Here is a 21,980-nt window from a genome sequence, read left to right as displayed (position 1 = left end):
CAGCCCCAAAACCCCTGATGAAATATGGCTCTTCAACCATTAGATGGCTTTACTGCCTCCTCATAAATTAAGCTAGCGTAGAAACAATAGTTACGGCTTTTCTAGCCCAAGAAAGTCATCACAATTGCACAAGTTTTTAAACCTTATCCAGAGCTGTCATCACTCATCAGCTCAGAGGTTATTTCTTTTTCTACAAATTCCTCTATTTCATCTGGAGATGATGAGACAGGTTGATTGTCCTTTTTGGGGTGTGCCGAACGTACTCGCCCAAGAATCAGGCAATTTTTACGAGGTAATAATTCATAGTCATCGGGTACTACCAAGATCATAGGACTGTAAGCGTAGTAAAGGGATATTTTTTCAATAAATAACTTCTGAAGTTTTTTTTGCCCTTGAAATATTTCCACATAGCTCTGATTCAATACAGCTTCAGTTTTAACTATCTCTATGGATCGAGCTATTAATTGTTGATTTTCAAAACAACTAAACGGATTAGCATCACTTTGAAGCTTGGAATTTTTTTGTCTTTTCTTATATTCCTGAATTTGCTTCCCTTTATTTTCAACATAATTTCTCCAATATTGAGCCACAGACGCTTTTAAGTATCTAATGTTATTGTCTGTATTTTTATCATTCTGGAAAATCAGTGTTGCATCAATGTAATGTTCGTATCCATGAGGAATGTATGCGCCAACATACCCTTCAAGACGGAAGCCCTCAGTATAACGACGTTTAAGATTATTGGTATAATCCCTAAACATCTCATCAAATTTGTTGGCTTCATGCTGTTCAAAATTACCACATTTAAAGATAAAGCGAAGTATAACCGCATCTTTATCAAGTACTTTGATCAAATACTCCTGAATGGATTCAGCTTTTTTACTACACTTTCGTAATGCTATTCGTTCTTCCTGAATCATTGATCTCAATCGCCCATTCTTATAGCGCTCTAAATCTTTTTTTAAATTAGCAATTTCGTGAATCTTATAGTTTTTCTCTAAATAGTAACTAAAGCAATCAATAAAGGAAATAGCTTTACTTATTAATTTTTTTGGCAATACCTTTTCATTTTCAAAGCACCTCATTTCTAAAATCAATAAAAATTGCTGGAACAGCAACGATAACTTTGCAAATGCAGGAGTAGGATAAAAATCCCTTTGCGTGTATGTTTTACTAAATTCATAAACAGGCAAATACATCAATCTCATCAAAAATGACTCAACCCGCATCAGGTCATTTATGGTTCTTTCAGACATTTTCTCAATACCTTGCTGCATATATAGAAATTTCATCAATTGAAGCTGTGAAATTGCATCTTTTGGTAATTCTTTATTGCCAAAAAATTTATCTTTTTCAATGCGTCTACCAACCAACTGACTCAAATGAGTGATTCTTGGTTTTTTTTCTTTTTCCTCTTCAGAGGCTGCAAACTTATACTCTGCTACATGAGCATCATTTAATATTTTTTCCTTGTAGAATCTATAGTTATTCAATGTGAGATTTCTACTAGCTTCCAGATACTCTAAGTCCTCATCTTTTTCAAAATTTATAAGAAAAATACTGGATAAGAAATACTTCAAAAATTTATCACGAAAGGCTTCTTTTTCTTTTTTTGATGATAGTACCCCTGTAAAAGTTTCATTTGGATATAATTTTTTTATCATCCCCTCCCGATTTATAACTTTTACCTGCTCATCATTCCCTTTAAAAAATCGATATATGCTTTCCTTAATTAGTATCGATAGTGCTGTTGAGTTTTTATGGATCTTGGCGTTATAGAGGAATAAATAAGATAAGACAAAGTAATTGTTACTTCTGGCGTAAGCATGATTGACAATGAACAATAGCCCTTGATCCCTGCTAAACGCATATTCCAACCAATTTATAAAGCCCACTAATTGTTGAGTTGATAACAATTCAGAGTGATCCCCATCACCTAGACTATATGGTAAAACAATATCTACGACACTAATGCCAATCTTATTAACATTCGTATTTAATTCTTCATAATCACGCAAAAGCTTTTTATACAAATCATTCTGCTGATTAATAGTTTCACGAATCGAATGATAGCGGTCTTTCACTATCTCTGCACTGGGTGGTGGTAATGACAACCATGCCTGATAACCTTCAATAAATTGAAAAACCATATTCGCATTAAAATTTTTTTTATCCCATGCTCCTACCATCCTAGACAATTTGTCATTAGTAGTAATTTTACCAAGGTTATTGTTTCGATCTATCCTAGGATACTTATCCTCATTGAAGTCAGGATTCACATATTGATCCAAGAAGACTGAATAACTACTAATCACTGAATCAAAGTAGTAAAAACGACGAAAATGCTCAAAAGCATCGAACTCACTATCATTGAGCAAAGCCAACTTTTTATAGAAGTCTATAATTTCTTTTTGTCGCCCATCATTATTTTGCTTGAGTGCCTCTTCATAGTCTTCTCTGGTTGGAGCAGATCCATTTTCAATTTTTCGAAGAACCTCATGCACACTTTCTAGAGCCACGATGCTCTCATGATAAATATATTTCCCCGTATTTTTTTGCGTAGCATTTAAAGCAGAAAATTTAACTTCAAACTTACTTTTTAAGTACGCAAATACTCTTTGGAAAAACTCTTCATCAATTCCCAACCATAGTTTCTGCACTTTTAACAACTCATTTCTATACAATAAATTTAAAAAATAACATAAAATTGTACTGAAAGTACCTATTGGAAAGAGTTTTATAAAAAATATTAAAATTCTATACCTTAAATTAAATATCTATATTTCATGAAATTCAATGTTCTAAATATTAATTTTTTAATATTTATTTCTTAAAATTTTGGCAAGAAATAAGGGGTATTTGAGAAAGGTTCACGCCAAAAATAGGCATAAGAAAACCACACCTGTAACGCTGTGGTTCAGTAAGAATGGGCAAACATAAAACAAGTCAGGTATGAGAATAATGACTAGCATGACCAGACAATTTGATAAAAAGTGGTGGTTCGGACAATAGTGAGATTTTGGTTATAGTAATTTTTAATTTGGGCTTTATAGCACAGTCTCAACACAATACTGCTTGCTCTCCTAACTAACAGGAAGAAAACACATGTGATTTATAAAAGGCTGAATGGAGCTTGGAATCAATGAAATAATAAATAGTCAAAGTGATGCTAAAGACCTGAATATAGTTTTTTATTTTGAAGTACGATAAACAACTTGCAACTTTAAGCAACTGTCCAAAGGCTACCAATTTCATCCAGTTACCATTGATTTAATCAGAATTTTAATGTGGGTTACATTGTGGGACAAAAGTGTAGATAAAAAATAAGCCCTTGTAAAAACAAGGGCTTATTTCGATATTTGGCGGAAGCGGTGAGATTCGAACTCACGGAGGACTCACACCCTCGTCGGTTTTCAAGACCGGTGCATTAAACCGCTCTGCCACGCTTCCAATGGCGGCTATCATATAAATAAAAGTTCGACTTGGCAAATCTTTTATTTAAAAACATGCATCAAATGCTCAAAATAAACTCAACAACCTGTTTTTTTATGCATTTTCAGGCTTTTCATAGCGAATTGAGTTGATATACCACAGTTTTTTACCCAATGGTGTATGTACTTCAACCTCATCATCGACCTGTTTACTGAGTAATGCGCGTGCCATCGGTGATTCAATCGAGATATGCTGGGGATGGTGATCATAAATTTCATCGACACCGACTATACGCAAGCTTTTTTGCTCCCCAGTCTCATTTTCAATTTCAACCCAGGCACCAAAATAGACCTTGCCCTCTTGCTCAGGCACATAATCTACAATCTTTAATTCTTCTAAACGTTTTCCTAAATAGCGAACCCGACGATCAATTTTTCTCAATAATTGTTTATTGTATTGATAGTCCGCATTTTCTGAACGATCACCTAGACTTGCCGCCCAATTTACCTTCTTGGTAATTTCAGGCCGCTCCTCATGCCAAAGTTTCTTCAACTCAGCAACCAATAGGTCATGTCCAGTACGCGTAATTAAATTCGATTTCATAAGCCCCAATACGTGAATACAACAGTCCATTTACAAGTTTTTGCATTGTATTCCTTATTTCACCACGACTAAAGTGTATAAATTTTATTCTTTTTCGAATCATAGGTTTGTGATGCAACTCTCGCTTTTTTATTGAACAAAATTTGACATTCTTTATTTTGCCGCTTAATATGCGCCCCTAAGTTTGTTTTTGTTTATTTTTTATACACTTTGTAAATGTTGTGAAACATTTGCATTATTTTCCCTTTAATTAATGTCATTTTGAATGACGTTCATGACTTGCCCACCCCTTATTGAATTTATCAACTTTTAAAAGTTAAGGCATTGTTTTACTTAACTTTTTGGGCATAAATTACCTGTAGCGGAGACAACATGCACAGTAATTCAAGTTCTGGGTCGAGGCCTAGCCTTAACTCTTTATCTTCCAAACGACCTTTTCAAGCTTTGGCCTTAGGTGTTGCAATCCTGCCGTTCAATAGCTTGAATGCTGAAAAATCACATCAATACAACACCGTTGTGAACACGAATGTCTTAACGGTGGTTGCTGTTGAAAACCCAACAACCGTCTTCAAAGAAGATGAATTCCTACATGGTTTTGGATACGATTTAACGCGCAAATATGCACAAAGCTTAAATGTAAAACTCGATTTCAAAACCGTTCCAGACAATGCCACCGCATTGAAATGGGTTGCACAAGGTAAAGCAAACATTGCCATGACAACTGCCAATCTGGCTGCAATTGAAAATAAACAACTGGTTTCATTTTCAGCGAGCTGTGGTGATCAAGCAAGTTTGAGTAAAAATGGTTTAAACCCTCAATTGAATTGGGTGTTTAAACAAGCGGATGACCCACTCACACTAACTGCCAGTGGTTTTATCTGTCAAAGTAAACAATCGGGTATGACACAGCAATTGGCCTCATTCTATAACCGTAATGTGGTTAAGCCTGAGTCTTGGTCAACCATTCAAAGAGATTTGAAGCAACGTTTACCAATTTACAAAGCCAGTTTTAAACAGAGCGCTTCTAAATACAATTTAGATTGGCACTTACTTGCAGCGATTGGCTATCAAGAGTCCTATCTTAAACCGACTTCAGTTTCTCCCACTGGTGTCCGTGGTTTGATGATGTTGACCAATAGTACAGCGCAAGCAATGGGAGTAAGTAATCGCTCCGATCCTGTTCAAAGCATTCAAGGCGGTGCCAAATACTTTGATCTGATGTTAGATCAGTTTTCTAACGTCCCTTATCCGGACCGTAACTGGTATGCATTGGTTGCCTACAATATGGGCCCAGGTGCAGTTAGCCAGATTCAAAAACGAATCCGTGCGCAAGGTAAAGATCCGAACCAGTGGGTTAACCTGTACGATCACTTACAGCGTAATCAGGCACGTAATGGTCGTTATAAACAGGCTGTTCAATACGTTACCCGTATTCGTACCTATTTAGAGCATCTCAAAACTAACAACCGTGTAGATGTCTAAATTAAATGAAAAAAAAGCTTACCTCAGGGTAAGCTTTTTTTATGAAGAGAGAAATTAAGCAGTTTGCTCAAGAACTTTCTTGAATAAATCTTTTTGCTCTTGGCTTGGCTTAGCAGTTTGTAAAGCCATCAGCTGAGACATATCACCTTGTACTTTGATTTTGCCTGTCATGAATGCCTGCATTGCAGCAGCCATATCAAACTCTAAGAATACTTTACGTAATGTTTCAGCATCCATGTTCAAAGTCGTTTTAGCATTTGAAGATAAACCTTTTTGGATTTTACCCGCATCTAAAGCCAACTCTGTATTACCAGCTGCATCTGTTACAACCAAGTTAATCGCTAAATTCGCAAGTGCAGGTGGCAAGTTTAAATCACCAGCTTCAGCAGTCAGTTTTTCAACAGTTGCAAACCAATCATCAGTTAAAAATGCAGCCATGATTATTCCTCAAATGTATTTGTTCAATTTCTTGTGCCATCTATCCAGACGACATCACATGAAGCAATTTGCTTGTGCCCTGTTATAGCATGTAATTTTTATTTTAGGCTATGATTTTTTGTACGCAGGATTCAATTTTTAAATTTTTTATAAAAAAAAGGTACTTAACAAGTACCTTTTCAAAAAGTTTTACACTTTACTCAGCAGCAAAACTCAGATTGACCACATCCAGACGGTTTTTCATCTCTTCTGGATCTTTCAGATCAAATTCACGTTGGCCATCCAACGCTTCGAAATCAAATAATTCACGATCCGCCAGTTGTGATGGAGAAACGTTCTGTAGTGCACCAAAGATACTGTGTAAGCGTTTTGGATGCTGCTTATCCCACTCACGTAACATGTCGTTAATGATGGCGCGTTGCAAGTTCTCTTGTGAACCACATAAGTTACACGGAATGATCGGGAACTGGCGTAACTCAGCATATTTAATAATGTCTTTTTCTTCGACATAGGCCAAAGGACGAATCAAAATATTCTTTTTGTCTGAAGAAAGAAGTTTTGGCGGCATCGCCTTCAAACTACCACCATGGAATAAATTCAAAAAGAAAGTGGCCATGATGTCATCACGATGGTGACCCAACGCGACTTTGGTTGCGCCAATCTCTTGAGCGAAACCATATAACGAACCACGACGTAAGCGTGAACACACCGCACAATAGGTTTTACCCTCAGGGGTTAGGCGCTTAGTAATGGTATAGGTATCTTTTTCCAAGATGTAATATGGAATATTGTTTTCTTCCATATAGCGTGGCAAAACATCTTCAGGGAAACCTGGCTGTTTTTGATCCAGATTCACCGCCACAATATCAAAATTGATCGGTGCAATACGTTTAAACTGCAACAAGATATCCAGCAAGGTATAGCTGTCTTTACCACCAGACACACATACCATGACCTTATCACCATCTTCAATCATGTTGTAATCACGAATTGCATGCCCAACCTGACGACGAAGTTTCTTCAACAGGCGATAATACGCCGAACTTGTCGGAAGCTCTGGCTTGAAATTAAATCCTTGATTGGACTCCACTGGCGCGTACATAGACGTGATTTACTCATAAACAAAAATACCGCAAGATTTTATCTCATTCCGAAAAGATGCGCATCTAAAGAATTTTTCAATTTCTTTCAATCGTCATATTTGAGTTTCATACTGGTAAAATTCTGACCAAAATAATCCAAAAGGCGCTGGATTGCTTATATTTCAAACTTTTCCACAGTTGTCCACAAAAGCTGTGGATAAATTTGTGGATTTCTTAGCTATTGACAAAGTGTTTTTATCTTAAAATAAGGCTTCCGATTAGATTGATCATTTTTTAACCACCTATTTTATCAATTTAAAAACAATGACTTATATAAGTCAAGACTTAGTTTTTAAAAATTTTTTTTTAATTTTTTTTGCTGAACATTCGAACAAATTGACTTGATTTTTGTCTGACAGTGAAAAATAAAAAAATTGTAGCAAAAGTTCTTTTTTTACTTTTTTTTGTTAAACTTCGGAATAGAACTTATGCTCATCCTTTCGTGAATATTATAACGATGAACAAAACAACTTATTTTTTTGCTCTTTGTCTGGGATCAATCGGTTTTTTTAATAGTACAGTGTCTAGTCATGCTGGGCAGACCATTTACCAATTTAAAGACAATAATGGCACCACGCTACTCACCAATAAGAAAAAAGCCGAGTACAGTCACTTAAAAGTGATTAAAGCGACGTATTACCCTGACAGCAATATTCATAGTTATAGTAACTGGGGCACAAGTGAAGCTTCTGTCTTACCCAGCTATAGTCGCAATAAAAATGCCTTTGATCACCTGATTCGCCAAGCAGCGCAACAACACGGTGTCTCGGAAGGGTTAATTAAGGCAGTGATGCATACCGAATCGGGTTTCAATATCAATGCGCGCTCCCCTGTGGGTGCTCAAGGCTTGATGCAATTGATGCCTGCAACAGCACGCCGCTTTAATGTCAACAATGCCTATGACCCACAGCAGAACATCTTTGCCGGCGCACGTTATCTCAGTTGGTTAATCAAACGTTTTAATGGCGATACCCGACTTGCGATCGCAGCCTATAATGCAGGCGAAGGCAATGTTGATAAATATGGCGGCATTCCACCATTTCGTGAAACACAAGATTACGTCCGTCGCGTCACTAGCCGTTATCAAAATCTCTATGCCTCGGGTCTCGGCACTTCGCTCAACAATTCAAACAATGCTGCGACCAATAGCCAAGTCTTGGCTCAATCGGCAAATTATACCGCCCCTACCAATGAAGCTGTGGAAGCAGCACCTCCTGCGCAAAAACAATATAATCGCCAAATTATTACCTTGGCGGATGGTACCTTTACCGACGCCCCATCAGGCACTTATACCACCACCAATGCCACCGCTTCAGCCCGAATACATTTCAGTAATTAACAATTCCGGGGCATTATTCTCACGGGATGATTTTATCTGATATTTTTTGTACAAAATCTCCTTTAAGTCCTTGTTTCACATTCAATTCACTGTTTTATAGGCTAAATGTATCTACGCCTATTTTTTGCTTGAATTTTTAGGGTTCGCCCTGCATATTAGCGTTATGATTTATAATTTATAAATCAGATCAGTTTTAATTTATAAGAGGATTTTCTCAATGATGCGGATTGGTTTGTTCTTGCTTACCAACCTCGCGGTACTGGTTGTAGCTGGCATTATCTTGTCACTCTTCGGTGTCGGTAGTTACCATGGCGCGGGTGGCTTGAATCTAGGCAACCTATTAGTCGTCTGTTTTGTCTTTGGTATGGTGGGTTCTTTAATTTCCTTATTCATGTCGAAGTGGATGGCTAAAAAAACCACTGGAACTGAATTAATCGACCCAAATGCACCTCGTAGTCAAGCAGAAGCTTGGTTATTACAAGAAGTGGCTCAATTATCCCAACGTGCAGGTATTAAAATGCCTGAAGTAGGTATTTTCCCTTCTTACCAATCCAATGCATTTGCGACAGGTTGGAATAAAAACGATGCGCTAGTATCCGTCTCTACGGGTTTACTTGAGCGTATGAACAAAGATGAACTTCGTGCAGTACTCGCTCACGAAATTGGTCACGTTGCCAATGGCGACATGGTCACGCTTGCCTTGATTCAAGGTGTGGTCAACGCCTTTGTGATGTTCTTTGCACGTATTGCAGGTGACTTCATCGACCGTAATGTCTTTGGTCGTGAAGATGGTGAAGCACCAGGACTTGCTTATTTTGCCATTACGATTGTTCTCGACATCGTCTTTGGTATTTTGGCCTCTGCCATCGTGATGTGGTTCTCTCGTCAACGTGAATACCGCGCAGACGAAGCCGGTGCACGTTTAGCAGGTAAACAAGCAATGATCTCTGCCCTGCTTCGCTTACAAGCAGAATCAGAAATGCCAGATCAAATGCCAAAAGAAATGAAAGCATTTGCGATTGCGGAAGGTAAGGAACAAGGCTTTAGCTTAGCGGCTCTTTTCCAAACCCACCCAACCATTGAACAGCGTGTTGCAGCATTACAGCAATTAAACGTTCAATAATCAGTATCAGATAAATGATAAAGCCTCCATTCTGGAGGCTTTATTTTATTCGGAATACATCAAGATGCGTGGAAAGATTGGAAAAATTGCCACAGATAACTCAAGCCTGCCCAGAGCGCTACTACCAATAAAATCAATACCGCAATCCCCAATAAATCGGGAATACGCAACCAGATCCAGCTCACCACTGGATTACGCCAAAAGGCAGAAGTTTTCTGTTTTTGCTCAAGTGACTCATGCAGGAATGGATGAACCACATGGATATCACTGTGGACCTGATATTCCTCACGGATATGCGCATGTACAATCTCAAGCGTCTTTCTGCTAGGGCGGATAAACACGTCAAATACCGTACCAATAATCGGGATAAAGCCGACTAACATATCCATAATCGCCAGCTTCACCACACCCTTGAGTTTGTGCTGTGGAACACCGACTTCTCGGGCTTTTTTAAAAGCGTATAGCGTTAAAACAAAACCTGCGACATCACCGGCAAAAGGAATGGTACTCAGTGCAGCATCCGCCCCCACGCCTTGTTTGGTAAATGGAATCCGAACCAGACTGTCCATGGTGTTGGCGAATTTTGCTAAATCACGCTCAACAGCAATAGCTTGCTGTTGAGTTAATTTTTTTTGTTGTGATCGATCAGTCATTCACTTAACCTAAAACAATGTTTATGCTTGAGAATAAAGTAGTTTTGAACTTTTGTCGGTACAATTATTATTACGGTCTAGAATAAAATCATCGATGCAATAAACAAGTACACAATTACCCCAGTAGCATCACAAATCGACGTCACCAAAGGTGCAGAAGCGCTGGCAGGGTCTAAACCGACTTTATTCAGAATAAAAGGTAAACTCATGCCAATCAGACAGCCCATTAACACAATCCCCATCATACTCAGGGCCAGTACCAAAGCGACCAATTCATCACCCCGGAAATACCCCAACAAGGAAACCGCAACGGCCATCGTTCCGCCAAGACATAAAGCTACCAGACTTTCGCGCCCAAGTAGATAGAACCAGTCTTTAAACTGGACATCCCCTGTTGCCAAAGCTCGAACCATCAAGGTAGAAGATTGAGAGCCTGCATTACCGCCACTTCCCACCAACAAAGGCAAGAAAAACACCAAGACCAGATGCTGTGCAATCACATCTTCATAGTGCGCAATCCCAAGCCCTGACAACAAGCTTCCGAAAACCAGAAAGACCAGCCAGAATACCCGCTTCTGATAGAGTTGCAGAATAGGAGCCGATTTAATGCTTAGTTTGGACGATGCATTGACCGCACCAACTTTCAAGAAGTCTTCGGTTGCCTCTTCACTCGCCACATCCATGGCATCATCATAAGTCACAATTCCGACCATCATCTGTTGATGATCAATAATCGGTAAGGCCAGTAAATCATAACGGGCAATGGTTTTGGCCACCTCATCCTGATCGGTATCGACATAGGCTGTCAGGACATTGGTTTCCATCAGTTCATTAATATTTTGCTCTTCAGGTGCAAGAATTAACTGCTTTAAAGTCAAAACACCCAAAATTTTACGTGCTTCATCCAGCACATAGGCAAAATAAATCATTTCCGTATCTGGTGCTTCTAGACGCAACATTTTAATCGCATCTTTGACCATCATATCGGGTTTGAGCGTGGCATATTCCGAGCTCATGATGGCCCCAGCGGTTCCTTCCACATAGGATGAAAGCTGACGAATATCTTCTCGTTCCGCCTGCGCTAATGCGGGCAATAGTGCATTTTGTTGCTCTTCATCCAGACGCTTGAATACATCAGCCCGTTTATCCGATGACATTTCCCCAATAATTTCAGCCAAAATATTTCTTGGCATGGTTTGAGCAAGTTTGGCTTGTTCATGGGGAGGAAGATAAGAAAAAACATAAGCGCGTTCAGGTAAATGCGTCAGTAGTAATTGACTCTGTTCTACCGACAATTGTGTCAATACATCCGCAATATCAACGGCCCGAAAAGTTTTAACCGATGCCAATGCAAGTTCAATATGATTATTCTTTAACGCATCATTTAATAAATATAAAAAATTGTTGTAGCTCATATCCGCCTCTTCACTACAATTATCTGCAACGAAGAGCCAAATACAACAGATTATTTTACTGTCGAGTAATGGTCTTCATTCAGATTTTGGGAAATACAAAAATGTGTAATTCTTGAAAAATTACAACTCTGGGTGTCCATGTAGGCAATCAATCCTCATTCAACCGCTTATACGGCACGGCAATACTACAAATATTTTTTTATATTCTCAACTTAGACAACAAAAATGAACAATTCGAACCGCTATGCAGGGCACTAATTGTTCATTTCTACTGCTAATTTTACTGCCTTTAAGCAGTTTCAATTTTCGCTTTTGGTTTAAATAGGGTTCTGACCAAGACATACATAAATGGAATAAAGATCAGTACCAGAATAGTGCCAAACACGACCCCACCAAATACACTATAACCAATCGCCTGCCGGCTTAATGCGCCTGCACCACTCGAAAACATCAAGGGGATCACACCCGCACCAAAGGCAATTGAGGTCATCAGAATTGGTCTGAGACGAAGGCCTGCTGCTTGTAATGCAGCTTCCAGCGCACTTCGTCCCTGTTGTTGCAAGCTTGCTGCAAATTCAACCATCAAAATGGCATTTTTACAGGACAGACCAATGGTTGTCAGCAGTGCAATCTGGAAATAGATATCATTGGCGAAACCAAACCAATAACTAAATAAAATTGTTCCTCCAATCCCGAGTGGAATCGCCGCCATCACCACTGATGGAATTGACCAGCTTTCATAGAGTGCTGCAAGGCAGAGGAAAATAAAGGCAACAGAGACTAAATATAACCAGATCGCCTGATTACTGGATTCTTGTTCCTGATAAGACAAGCCACTCCATTCCAGCCCCACATCAGGCATTTGATCGACTAAGCCACGAATTGCTTGCATGCCTTGCCCACTACTAAAGCCATTGGCTGCATCTGCTTCTAAACTGATCGCAGGATAGCCCATAAAGCGCTCTAACATTGGTGGTGCACCTTGCCAAGCAATCTGGCTAAATTGTGAGAATGGCACCATTTGACCATTGGCATTTTTTACATACCAATAGTTCAGGTCTTCAGGCTTAGAGCGATATGGCGCATCACCCTGTAAATAGACCCGTTTAATACGCCCACGATCAATAAAGTCATTGATATAACTGCCACTCCACGCCGTCGAAAGGGTGCGGTTAATTTCACTGACATTGAGACCATGAATCATTGCCGCCTTATGATCAATTTTGATATTCAGTACTGCCTGATCATCATTGCCTTTTTTATCGAGATTTGCGACTGAGCCTAGCGCATTGCCCTGCTGTTGTAGCTGTTTGAAAGAATTCAATAAACTTTCTCGCCCCAGACCTTTGGTATCCTGTAACCAGAACTCCATTTTGTCAGAGTTGCCTAGACCACGGATGACCGAAGGCATCAACACCATAATACGCGCTTGATTATTTTGTGAAAAATACTTCATTGCACGCGCACGAATCTGCTGAGCGCTGTTTTCTGTGCCTTTGCGATCATTCCAATGTTTCAATGAAACAAAAGCCTGCCCCAGATTTTGTCCTGTTCCTGAAAAGTTACGCCCATGAATCACCATGACACCATTCAAGTTGGCTTTTTCATGTTCAAGGAAATAATCTGAAATTTGTTTTCCGACCTCTTCGGTCTTGCTCATCGGTGTCCCTTCCGGTAAACGGAATTGAACCCCTAATAAGCCCTGATCTTCTTGTGGTAAAAAGCTGGTTGGCAGATCACGATAAACCCAGGTAAAACAGCCAATCAGTAGCACGATACCCAACAGCGAAATAGCTTTTAAATTAATGACTTTTTGTGAAACATTGAGATAACGCGTTTTAACATAGTCTAAGCCCTGATTGAACTTGATCGCCCAACGTGCCTGCTTCTGCTGCGGTTTCAATAAAATGGCACAAAGTGCCGGGGTCAAAATTAACGCCACAAGTAATGAAAGCCCCATGGCGACCACGAGGGTAATCGAGAACTGACGATAAATAATGCCTGTCGCGCCGCTAAAGAACGACATTGGAATAAATACAGCAGTGAGAACCAAGGTAATCCCGACTAAGGCCCCACTGATCTCATGCATGGACTGAACTGAGGCCTCCTTGGCACTGAGTTGCTGCTCATGCATCAGACGTTCAACATTCTCTACCACCACAATCGCGTCATCGACCAACAAACCAATTGCCAGTACCATCGCAAACAAGGTCAGAGTATTTATGCTCATCCCTAAAACCGCTAACACGGCGAAGGTTCCGAGAATGACGACAGGAACCGTGACTGCTGGAATCAAGGTTGCTCGCCAGTTCTGCAAAAAGATAAACATTACCAAGACCACCAGACCAATGGCTTCAATCAAGGTAGACACCACTTGTGACATCGACTCTTTCACGAAAGGTGTATCATCACGTGGATAAACCACAAAATAACCTTCTGGTAATGCTTTCTCTAAACGGGCAACTTCCTTATAGACCGCATCGGCCACCTGCATCACATTGGCACCGACGGTCAAGGACAGTGAAAGTCCTGAAGCAGGATAACCATTTAAACGGTTAAAGACTTGATAATTTTCAGCACCGACTTCAACCCGTGCGACATCTTTTAAATAGACAAAGCTGCCGTCTGTATTGGCTTTGACGATAATATTTTTAAATTGTTCAGGTGTACGTAACAGTGAACCCGAAGTTACCTTGGCGTTTAAATACTGGTTATCCGTTGTTGGTAAATCTCCAATTGCACCAGCGGCCACTTGCGCATTCTGGTTTTCAAGTGCCGTACGGACATCACTTACTTGTAATTGATAACGTTCCAGACGCTGTGGATCCAGCCAAATACGCATGGCATATTGCGAGCCAAATACGCTCACTTCCCCAATGCCTTCAATTCGGCTGAGATTCAGCTCAAAGTTATTGGTTAAATAATCTGAAATATCTAAATTGGTTGAACGTCCTGATTTATCTCCCAGACCGATCACCATAAAAGAATCACTTAAGGATTTCCGAACATTCACCCCTTGTCGCTGTACATCTTCAGGTAAACGGTTGATCGCACCATTAATTGCATTCTGGACTTGCACCTGTGCCTGATCGGGATCTGTCCCCTGATCAAAGAACAGGCTAATTCGGCTATTACCACTGGCATCACTACTCGAATTGAAATAGAGCAGATGATCAATACCTTTAATCTGTTGTTCTAGAACCTGAGTAACACTATCTTCTACCGCTTGAGCATCCGCTCCACTATAGTTTGCAGCAACCGTGATTCGTGGTGGTGCAATATCGGGATAACGTTCTACAGGTAACTTCAAAATTGCAAATAAACCAACAGCCATAACAATGATTGCTAGGACACTGGCAAAGATTGGGCGATGAATAAAAAACTTAGATAACATGGCTGTTCATTCCATTGTTGAAACAGTCAATTTTTTCAAAAATACGATAAGTACAAATACGCTCAGTCCATGATCATTACCGAGCTTTCAGGCAAACACCATCCCTCTTAACATATCATTTCAAAAAGCGAGAATTGAGGAGAAATGATGGATTTTGAACGACTTCAACACAAATTCTTGCGTTGAATTTTCACGATTTGAACAGTCTAGCTGTAATGTTCACTTTAATTTGCTGTGCAATCAAATACTTCTCAATTTGTAATTGACAGGTCTCACACTTAAACCGATATTAGCACGCTCATTTCCCCTCCCCATTGTATTAGGCACATATGAAGGCCAGCTTAAAAAACTTGAATATTCTGCTGCTAATTTTGCTGCCCGCACTCATCACAGGTGGCGTGCTCATTATCGCAGGTAATTTATCCGATGGTTTGAGGCTAGGCTGTTTATCTTTACCAGGTATATTGCTCATTTATTTAGCAATTACTCGCCAAAAAGTATATTGGTATGTGCTCACCGTTGCTTGGTGGTTTATTGCTTGGTTAGACGTTTTGCTGCGTTCCAGTACCTGGTTTTTATTCAATAGTGATAATGAAGCCTATTTCATTATTGAAGCAATTGCCAATACCAATCATCACGAAATCTGGGAGTTCTTACAGCTGCATCTGCTCAGTATTGCCGCTGTGGTTTTTGCTTTACTCGGTCTACTGACCCTGTATAGTTTTTCAGTGTTTAAACTCGTGAAGCCTATCCACTTCAAGCAACTTTGGGCAAGTTATTTTTATCGTAGCTGCATTATTCTGCTTGTCTTACTGGCTGTGACCAGCTATCTGATGAAACCATCACGGAAAGTACACCCTATAATCTTCTGGTCAGAGTTCCAAACTAAAATACAGGATTTCAAAGACCGAATTAAACAGCATAAAGATGTCCATCAGCAGTGGGACGTCAGTGCTCAGCAGAATCTGAAACTGACCCAACAAGCTGCTGGCAAGCAGACCCATGTTTTGGTTATTTCAGAAAGTCTCACCAGCTTAAATTTAGGGGTGTGTGGTTATGCACGGGATACCACCCCTGAACTGGCAAAACGATTGGCCGAAATCAAGGTATTTTGTAATGCCTTTTCTCCATCGCCCTCAACTATTAACGCCTTGCGAGTCTTGTTGACAGAAAGTCCAGCCGCTGAACATGACAAATATTCACCTGAAAGTATTTTGGCTTATGCACGTGCTGCTGGTTATAAAATCTATTGGCTCAGCAACCAAGATGATACTTATTTATCGTCATTATTTGGTTCTTATGCCGACAAAGCCATTTATAAAAATACCCGTTCTGGCCGGAGTAGCACCTCTTTAGATGAAAGTTTAATTCCCGATTATCAGCAGGCACTTGCAGATCCAGATCCCAAAAAACTAATTATTCTTCATTTGATTGGTGCACATCCAAACTACCAAGAGCGATATCCTGCGGCATTTAATAAATTTAGCAGCGCCAGTAATGATCAGGTAGAGAGTGAACTTAAAAGTCGTAAGATTGATCCATGGGTACGTTCGTTACGGAATGATTATGATAATGCCGTTTTATATGAAGACTCTCTACTCGCCAAATTTTTAGATGCTTTGCAAACTGATAGGGTACCAGACTTTCGATCTTTCACCGTTGTGTCGGATCATGGCAATGAAGTTGGTCATGAAATTGACTATGCTGGACATAGCCCGAATACCAAAGCAGGTTATCAAGTGCCTGTGATCATGTGGTCTGATCACTTACAGGTCACAGGTGTCAATAAAGACAAAATCTTGAATACTGCTGAGCTCGATAATAACCTCATGCATATCATGGGACTAAAAGATAAATCATCCCCGCATCAATCGTACTGGCAAGATAAAAACTATCAGTTTACACCAGAGATCAATTGGCCCTATTGGAAGCAAAAAACTTAATCTGTGCCCCGAAAATCCAGTTTTATCTAAGAGAAACTGGATTTTCTAATGAGGAAATCCCGCTTCGCAATAAAATTCTTGATATTTTCACAAATGCATCATCAAATTGTCATTTATTTGAGAACTTTAGCTTTCACACTAAGGGCTTAAATAAAAAACTGATGAGTTTATTCATGTTTAAAAAAGCTGCTCTTTGTCTCTGCCTAATCAGTCTTGCAGGTTGTAATGATGACAATAATAATCAAGGCAATACCACTCAACCTGAATACCAACTTCCAAAAATTCTGGTGATAGGACACCGTGGTGCAAGTGCTCTTCGCCCTGAACACACGCTTGCGTCTTATCAAAAGGCCATTGATGATGGCGCAGATTTTATTGAACCAGATTTGGTTTCAACCAAGGATGGTGTCTTGGTTGCTCGTCATGAAAATGAAATTGGTGGAACCACTAACGTTGCCACCCTACCTCAGTTTGCCGATCGTAAGAAAACCAAAGTCATTGATGGCGTGACGTTAGAAGGCTGGTTTACCGAAGATTTCACCTTAAAAGAATTACAGCAGCTTAAAGCACGTGAACGTATTCCACAATTCCGACCAGACAATCAAAAATACAATGACCTCTATCCTATTCCAACCCTAGAGCAAATTATTGAACTGGCAGAAGCCCACTATAAAAAAACAGGAAAAATCATTGGTCTCTATATTGAAACCAAACATCCAACCTACTTCCAGCAACAGAATTTGGCTCTGGAAGACCCCCTGCTTAAAACACTGTCTAAGTATCAATATAGCCGCGATATTGCGCCAATTTATCTACAATCATTTGAAGTCAGTAATTTAAAATATTTAAAGAACCAACTCGATCTACACAAAAGTGTTAAACGCGCTCAATTGATTCAACTCTATGATGCGCCAGAAACAAGACCAGCAGATTACGTCGCACAAAATAATCCTAAAACCTATGCTGATCTGGCAACAGCACAGGGCCTCAAAGACGTTTCAGCCTATGCCAATGGTGTCGGTCCTTGGAAAGTTTATGTCTTTAAAGATGCCGCAATGACACAAACCACTTCTTTCATTGCCGATGCACATAAAGTCAATTTAAAAGTACATCCATATACTTTCCGTCCTGAAAACAACTTCCTGCCAGATACACTGAAATGTAGTACAGATAAAGCCAAAGCAGCTGAACGTTGCCCTACAGGATCGCTCAAAGAAATGCAGCTTTATTTTAAAGCGGGTGTGGATGGTGTCTTTACCGATGACCCTGCTTTAGGTCGCCAAGCGGTACAAAACTATCAAGCGACCTCGAAATAACCTATGGGCTATAAATAAGGGCAGCTCAGCTGCCCTTTTAATCAGGAAGCAAACTGTTTCCGCTTGACCTGCGTCCATTGCCACCAGCCATAAGCGGCTAATCCAACAAAAGCAGCGTAGAGTCCTGCGGTCAGGAAAACTTCTTTATAACTAAACATCCCCACATAGATGATGTTGACAAAAATCCACAGAATCCATGTGGCAATATGCTTACGGCTCGTCCAATAGGTTGCAAGTAAACTAAAGGCCACCAGTTGTGAATCCAACATCGGTACAGCAGCGTCGGTAAAATGCTTCAGAATCAAACCAAACAGCACACCAAAAATTAGCGCTAAACCCATTTGTGCCAATACCGTGGTCTTGGCAATCGGCTCAATCCGGATATCATGCTCTTGACGTTTACCTTTGAGCCAGTAATAGAACCCATACACATTCATCGCAATAAAGAAAAATTGCAGGATCGTTTCACCATATAACTTGATGGTAAAGAAAAAATAGGCGTATAAGCTACAAGCGAGAAAATTAAACCACCAGCACCACATATTTCGTCGAATGGTTAAGGTCACACCAATCAGGCTAATGATCACCGCAAAAATTTCTAAAGCAGACAAGAGCAAACTTCTTTCAGAATTTGATCGCATCATTATGGAAAAATCTGCAATTTAAGCAATGCCCAATTGTTTATTCTCTTAACTGATATTTTTATCTTAATTTGAGAAAACGACTATTTTTCAGCCAAAGCCTATGCTATAAAAATCTAAAGCGCATTTAAGATTTTTGATATGTTCAGCAACAAAGTTTCTTCAGCACTCATCATGATTATTTTGCATGGCATTTCTGCCCATGCAGCATGGCGACGTGTCTGCATTTCCTTGCAAGGAGACTTTGCCCCGATTCATCCGATGACAAGTTAAAACATCATTTGAACTGCAAGGTCGCCTCAACAGCGGCCTTTTTTATTGTCTAAATTTTTTAAACCAATCTACCGTTGTTATAACAGGAATATCAACATGAACCAGTTACCCGACAAGAATCTGATCTCCAGCACACAGATGCAACCGACTGTGGCCCTCGTTTCCCCTCGCCTTGCTACAGTCGGTCAATTTATTGCAGTCGTACTCATTTGGTCATTCACACCGTTGGCCGCAGTTTTGACAGTGCATGAAATTCATTGGGCTTGGGGACTGTTTTTTCGCTTCAGTATTGCCATTCCATTGGCATTGTTTTGCCTGTTTTATTTTAGACTTAAGCTTATTTTGGCACCTCAAGCTTTTATTAGTTATATCGCGGGTGCAGTAGGTTTATTTGGTTCTATGACTTTTTGTTATATGGGCGCAACCCGTGTTTCTTCAGGCATGATTTCAATTATTTATGGCACGGCGCCCCTCTGGTCAGGTCTGATTGCAGTCTTTATTCTAAAACGGGAACAGTTTTTAAAACGTCAATGGTATGGGCTGAGCGTAGCAATTTTTGGTTTATCCCTGACACTGGGGATTGTTGCTGATCATATTCAACTGGATTTGCTTGGTCTGCTTTATGAGTTCATTGCGGTTCTACTGTATGTGCTTTCAATGTTTGCCGTTGCCAAAGTTGGTGCCGAGATTCATCCCATTATTCAAACTACAGGCTCAACTTTGGTTTCATGGTTCGGCTACTTGTGCTTATTACCCTTTTTCCTTACAGAAATACCGGCACAGCTTCCCAGCCTGCAGACCTGTCTGGCATTGCTATATAGCGCCTTATTTTCTTCTGTGCTGGCCATGATTTTTTATTTTCATTTAATCCAGAAACTTAATCCAACCACCGTGATGCTGATCACCATTCTGACTCCCGTTTTTGCCACCTGTTGGGGGATCTGGTTGAATCATGAGCCTATCAGCTCACATCTGGTCATTGGCTTAATATTGCTGTGCCTCGGTCTATTTCTTTATGCCTATCGCAATCGACCACGGTTGTTATAAATATACAAACGATACGATCAGGCAACACGACCAATCCGTGATAGTAACTCTAGATTGACTCAAGTACACTGTAGCAACGCTCCGCGTGACGTCTCAAAGATTTGATCAAGGATGAAATAATCAATGCGCTCTTACGTTTTATGGCTTTGCTGCAGTCTGATCTTGCTCTTACAGGGTTGTGTACATGCGACAACACAGCCCAGTTCGCTGACGCTCAAAACAGCAGAACTCAAACAACGTTATTATCAAGCCAAAACCACTGCACCTGATGGTACAGTGCTCGCATTTACCGTATATCAACCGCATTTAACATCAAATCAAACCGCCCCATTATTGTTACATACCCATGGTTTCGGTTTGTCTCGGATGAAACGCCCAGAACTCAGTTTATATGGCTTTTTATTGCCCACAGGGCAAGTTGCAAAAACAGCGTGGCAGAAGGGCTATTGGGTGATTAGCTATGACCAACGTGGCCATGGCGATAGTCAGGGAAGAATTCGACTGACTGATCCAGAGAAAGAGGCACAAGATGTCATCACGATAATGAACTGGGCTGAAAAAAATCTGCCTCAACTGGCCAAGAATCATAACGGCGTACGCACAGGTATGATTGGTGAGTCGTATGCAGGCAGTGTACAGTATCTTGCTTCAGCAATGGATCGACGTTTGCAAGCCATTGTTCCGATTACCACATGGTATGACATCGTGGATAGCCTTGCACCGAATGGCGTGCCGAAAAGTAACTGGATTGGCTTTCTTAACCTGATTGGAGACTGGTGGAACTGGAATAAATTTGATCCAGCACTCAAACAAGCCTACTTGGATACCCAACAAGGACAGTTAAAACAGTCCACCTATAATTTCCTCAACACCCATCAAGCCAGCTGGTTTTGCAATCATAATCAAGCGCCTCAAGCAGACGCCCTGATTATTCAAGGTTTCAGGGATGTGCTCTTCCCTTTCAATGAAGGAGTTAAAGCAGCGCAATGTATGCAACAAGCGCAACACGAAGTACATTTGATTGGAGTTCAAGGTGGGCATTTACAGCCTTTTGTTCAGCATTCACCCCGTGGAAGCACTCCATTTTGGTATATTGGCCAATCCGTGCACTGTGGAAATCAACAGCAGTACAATCTACAAAACACTATCTTGGCGTGGTTTAACCAAAAGTTAAAAGATCAATCCCCAGCTGAATCATTACCAGAGTTATGTGTCGATCAAAGTCCCGTCAATCATTTTAGCGATCTTCAACCGATCAGCAGCTATGATTTGAAAAAAACATGGATCGTACCAACAGCAGCCCAAGCTGTCTTTGTGCCCATCCATACTGCCCAACAGCCTATCTCAATCACAGGCGCAGCGCTGCTGAGTTTAAACATGGAAACTACCCATGAATATGCAGACGTAACCTTGTTTATCTCCATGGCGATTAAATCAAAGATCACGGGAAAATATACCGTTTTAAATGATCAAACCGCCCCATTTAATCCAGCAAAAAAACGAAGTTATGATCAGATTCGACTAGGCTCAGCAGGTTACAATGAAAAAATGCAAACTATCGAATTACCAAGTGTTTATGGGCAACTTAATGAGGGAGATACACTCGGCTTGTTGATCAATAGCGAAAGTGTGTATTATCAAAAAATACAACAGCCTAAAATCGAAGCATGGATTTCAGGGCAAATTGTTTTACCAAAATTCTGGAAAGAAGTTGCTACAAAATAGTTGTACTTATTATA

At 40.2% G+C, this 21,980-nt stretch carries 16 protein-coding genes and 1 tRNA gene; 8 read left to right on the top strand and 9 right to left on the bottom strand.

Annotated features, from left to right (window positions below; translation table 11 throughout):
- Window positions 1-143 precede the first annotated feature (143 nt).
- The 3 genes from F907_RS13120 to greB form a co-directional block, all read right to left on the bottom strand.
- Window positions 144-2,660 carry a hypothetical protein gene (locus F907_RS13120; protein ID WP_016651591.1) on the bottom strand — a complete coding sequence of 839 codons (2,517 nt, stop codon included), beginning with the start codon at window positions 2,658-2,660 and terminating at the stop codon, window positions 144-146.
- A 700-nt stretch (window positions 2,661-3,360) separates the two neighbouring features.
- Window positions 3,361-3,450, bottom strand: a tRNA-Ser gene (locus F907_RS13125).
- A gap of 96 nt (window positions 3,451-3,546) precedes the next feature.
- Window positions 3,547-4,035, bottom strand: a complete 489-nt coding sequence (gene greB, locus F907_RS13130) for a transcription elongation factor GreB (protein ID WP_016651590.1) — start codon at window positions 4,033-4,035, stop codon at window positions 3,547-3,549.
- A gap of 372 nt (window positions 4,036-4,407) precedes the next feature.
- Here greB and F907_RS13135 point away from each other — a divergent pair, with 372 nt between their 5' ends.
- Window positions 4,408-5,517 (top strand): MltF family protein, encoded by a 1,110-nt coding sequence (locus tag F907_RS13135; protein ID WP_005269701.1) that lies wholly within the window; start codon window positions 4,408-4,410, stop codon window positions 5,515-5,517.
- Window positions 5,518-5,571: 54 nt separating this feature from the next.
- Here F907_RS13135 and F907_RS13140 read toward each other — a convergent pair whose 3' ends face one another.
- Entirely contained in the window at window positions 5,572-5,955 is a 384-nt protein-coding gene (locus tag F907_RS13140; protein ID WP_004651955.1) for an SCP2 sterol-binding domain-containing protein, read from the bottom strand.
- Between the two features lie 196 nt (window positions 5,956-6,151).
- Window positions 6,152-7,057 carry a tRNA 2-thiocytidine(32) synthetase TtcA gene (ttcA, locus tag F907_RS13145; protein WP_005243687.1) on the bottom strand — a complete coding sequence of 302 codons (906 nt, stop codon included), beginning with the start codon at window positions 7,055-7,057 and terminating at the stop codon, window positions 6,152-6,154.
- Between the two features lie 497 nt (window positions 7,058-7,554).
- Here ttcA and F907_RS13150 point away from each other — a divergent pair, with 497 nt between their 5' ends.
- Window positions 7,555-8,436 (top strand): lytic transglycosylase domain-containing protein, encoded by an 882-nt coding sequence (locus F907_RS13150; RefSeq protein WP_016651589.1) that lies wholly within the window; start codon window positions 7,555-7,557, stop codon window positions 8,434-8,436.
- A 217-nt stretch (window positions 8,437-8,653) separates the two neighbouring features.
- Complete coding sequence (htpX, locus tag F907_RS13155; RefSeq protein ID WP_004660837.1) at window positions 8,654-9,559, top strand: protease HtpX; 906 nt, start codon at window positions 8,654-8,656, stop codon at window positions 9,557-9,559.
- A 59-nt stretch (window positions 9,560-9,618) separates the two neighbouring features.
- On the opposite strand, the gene F907_RS13160 is transcribed toward htpX, so the two are convergent.
- From F907_RS13160 to F907_RS13170, 3 genes are all read right to left on the bottom strand, one after another.
- Window positions 9,619-10,212, bottom strand: a complete 594-nt coding sequence (locus tag F907_RS13160; RefSeq protein ID WP_005269696.1) for a DUF4112 domain-containing protein — start codon at window positions 10,210-10,212, stop codon at window positions 9,619-9,621.
- A 77-nt stretch (window positions 10,213-10,289) separates the two neighbouring features.
- Window positions 10,290-11,627, bottom strand: coding sequence for a magnesium transporter (gene mgtE / locus F907_RS13165; protein WP_005269694.1), 1,338 nt, complete (start codon window positions 11,625-11,627; stop codon window positions 10,290-10,292).
- Between the two features lie 289 nt (window positions 11,628-11,916).
- Window positions 11,917-15,021, bottom strand: a complete 3,105-nt coding sequence (locus F907_RS13170) for an efflux RND transporter permease subunit (protein WP_005269690.1) — start codon at window positions 15,019-15,021, stop codon at window positions 11,917-11,919.
- Window positions 15,022-15,350: 329 nt separating this feature from the next.
- Here F907_RS13170 and F907_RS13175 point away from each other — a divergent pair, with 329 nt between their 5' ends.
- Together F907_RS13175 and F907_RS13180 are read left to right on the top strand one after the other, a co-directional pair.
- Window positions 15,351-16,964, top strand: a complete 1,614-nt coding sequence (locus tag F907_RS13175; protein WP_016651588.1) for a phosphoethanolamine transferase — start codon at window positions 15,351-15,353, stop codon at window positions 16,962-16,964.
- A 173-nt stretch (window positions 16,965-17,137) separates the two neighbouring features.
- Window positions 17,138-18,280: a glycerophosphodiester phosphodiesterase gene (locus F907_RS13180; protein WP_032861874.1), complete on the top strand. Its 1,143-nt coding sequence runs from the start codon at window positions 17,138-17,140 to the stop codon at window positions 18,278-18,280.
- Between the two features lie 41 nt (window positions 18,281-18,321).
- On the opposite strand, the gene pnuC is transcribed toward F907_RS13180, so the two are convergent.
- Window positions 18,322-18,924 carry a nicotinamide riboside transporter PnuC gene (pnuC, locus tag F907_RS13185; protein WP_032861872.1) on the bottom strand — a complete coding sequence of 201 codons (603 nt, stop codon included), beginning with the start codon at window positions 18,922-18,924 and terminating at the stop codon, window positions 18,322-18,324.
- A gap of 138 nt (window positions 18,925-19,062) precedes the next feature.
- On the opposite strand from pnuC, the gene F907_RS19355 reads away from it, so the two are divergent.
- From F907_RS19355 to F907_RS13195, 3 genes are all read left to right on the top strand, one after another.
- Window positions 19,063-19,194 carry a hypothetical protein gene (locus tag F907_RS19355; RefSeq protein ID WP_258958081.1) on the top strand — a complete coding sequence of 44 codons (132 nt, stop codon included), beginning with the start codon at window positions 19,063-19,065 and terminating at the stop codon, window positions 19,192-19,194.
- Window positions 19,195-19,290: 96 nt separating this feature from the next.
- Complete coding sequence (locus F907_RS13190) at window positions 19,291-20,241, top strand: DMT family transporter (RefSeq protein WP_016651585.1); 951 nt, start codon at window positions 19,291-19,293, stop codon at window positions 20,239-20,241.
- A 123-nt stretch (window positions 20,242-20,364) separates the two neighbouring features.
- Window positions 20,365-21,966, top strand: coding sequence for a CocE/NonD family hydrolase (locus F907_RS13195; RefSeq protein ID WP_016651584.1), 1,602 nt, complete (start codon window positions 20,365-20,367; stop codon window positions 21,964-21,966).
- Window positions 21,967-21,980: the final 14 nt, after the last annotated feature.

The organism is Acinetobacter colistiniresistens (assembly GCF_000413935.1).
Classification (GTDB): Bacteria; Pseudomonadota; Gammaproteobacteria; order Pseudomonadales; family Moraxellaceae; genus Acinetobacter; species Acinetobacter colistiniresistens.
This window is presented reverse-complemented; position numbering and strand designations above follow the sequence as displayed.

Bases quoted from the DNA above. Each gene is read 5' to 3' on its own strand.
- F907_RS13180 (WP_032861874.1), top strand. From the start codon at position 17,138: ATGTTTAAAAAAGCTGCTCTTTGTCTCTGCCTAATCAGTCTTGCAGGT.
- F907_RS13195 (WP_016651584.1), top strand. From the start codon at position 20,365: ATGCGCTCTTACGTTTTATGGCTTTGCTGCAGTCTGATCTTGCTCTTA.
- ttcA (WP_005243687.1), bottom strand. From the start codon at position 7,057: ATGTACGCGCCAGTGGAGTCCAATCAAGGATTTAATTTCAAGCCAGAG.
- htpX (WP_004660837.1), top strand. From the start codon at position 8,654: ATGATGCGGATTGGTTTGTTCTTGCTTACCAACCTCGCGGTACTGGTT.
- pnuC (WP_032861872.1), bottom strand. From the start codon at position 18,924: ATGATGCGATCAAATTCTGAAAGAAGTTTGCTCTTGTCTGCTTTAGAA.
- greB (WP_016651590.1), bottom strand. From the start codon at position 4,035: ATGAAATCGAATTTAATTACGCGTACTGGACATGACCTATTGGTTGCT.
- mgtE (WP_005269694.1), bottom strand. From the start codon at position 11,627: ATGAGCTACAACAATTTTTTATATTTATTAAATGATGCGTTAAAGAAT.
- F907_RS19355 (WP_258958081.1), top strand. From the start codon at position 19,063: ATGTTCAGCAACAAAGTTTCTTCAGCACTCATCATGATTATTTTGCAT.
- F907_RS13150 (WP_016651589.1), top strand. From the start codon at position 7,555: ATGAACAAAACAACTTATTTTTTTGCTCTTTGTCTGGGATCAATCGGT.
- F907_RS13135 (WP_005269701.1), top strand. From the start codon at position 4,408: ATGCACAGTAATTCAAGTTCTGGGTCGAGGCCTAGCCTTAACTCTTTA.
- F907_RS13170 (WP_005269690.1), bottom strand. From the start codon at position 15,021: ATGTTATCTAAGTTTTTTATTCATCGCCCAATCTTTGCCAGTGTCCTA.
- F907_RS13190 (WP_016651585.1), top strand. From the start codon at position 19,291: ATGAACCAGTTACCCGACAAGAATCTGATCTCCAGCACACAGATGCAA.
- F907_RS13140 (WP_004651955.1), bottom strand. From the start codon at position 5,955: ATGGCTGCATTTTTAACTGATGATTGGTTTGCAACTGTTGAAAAACTG.
- F907_RS13160 (WP_005269696.1), bottom strand. From the start codon at position 10,212: ATGACTGATCGATCACAACAAAAAAAATTAACTCAACAGCAAGCTATT.
- F907_RS13175 (WP_016651588.1), top strand. From the start codon at position 15,351: ATGAAGGCCAGCTTAAAAAACTTGAATATTCTGCTGCTAATTTTGCTG.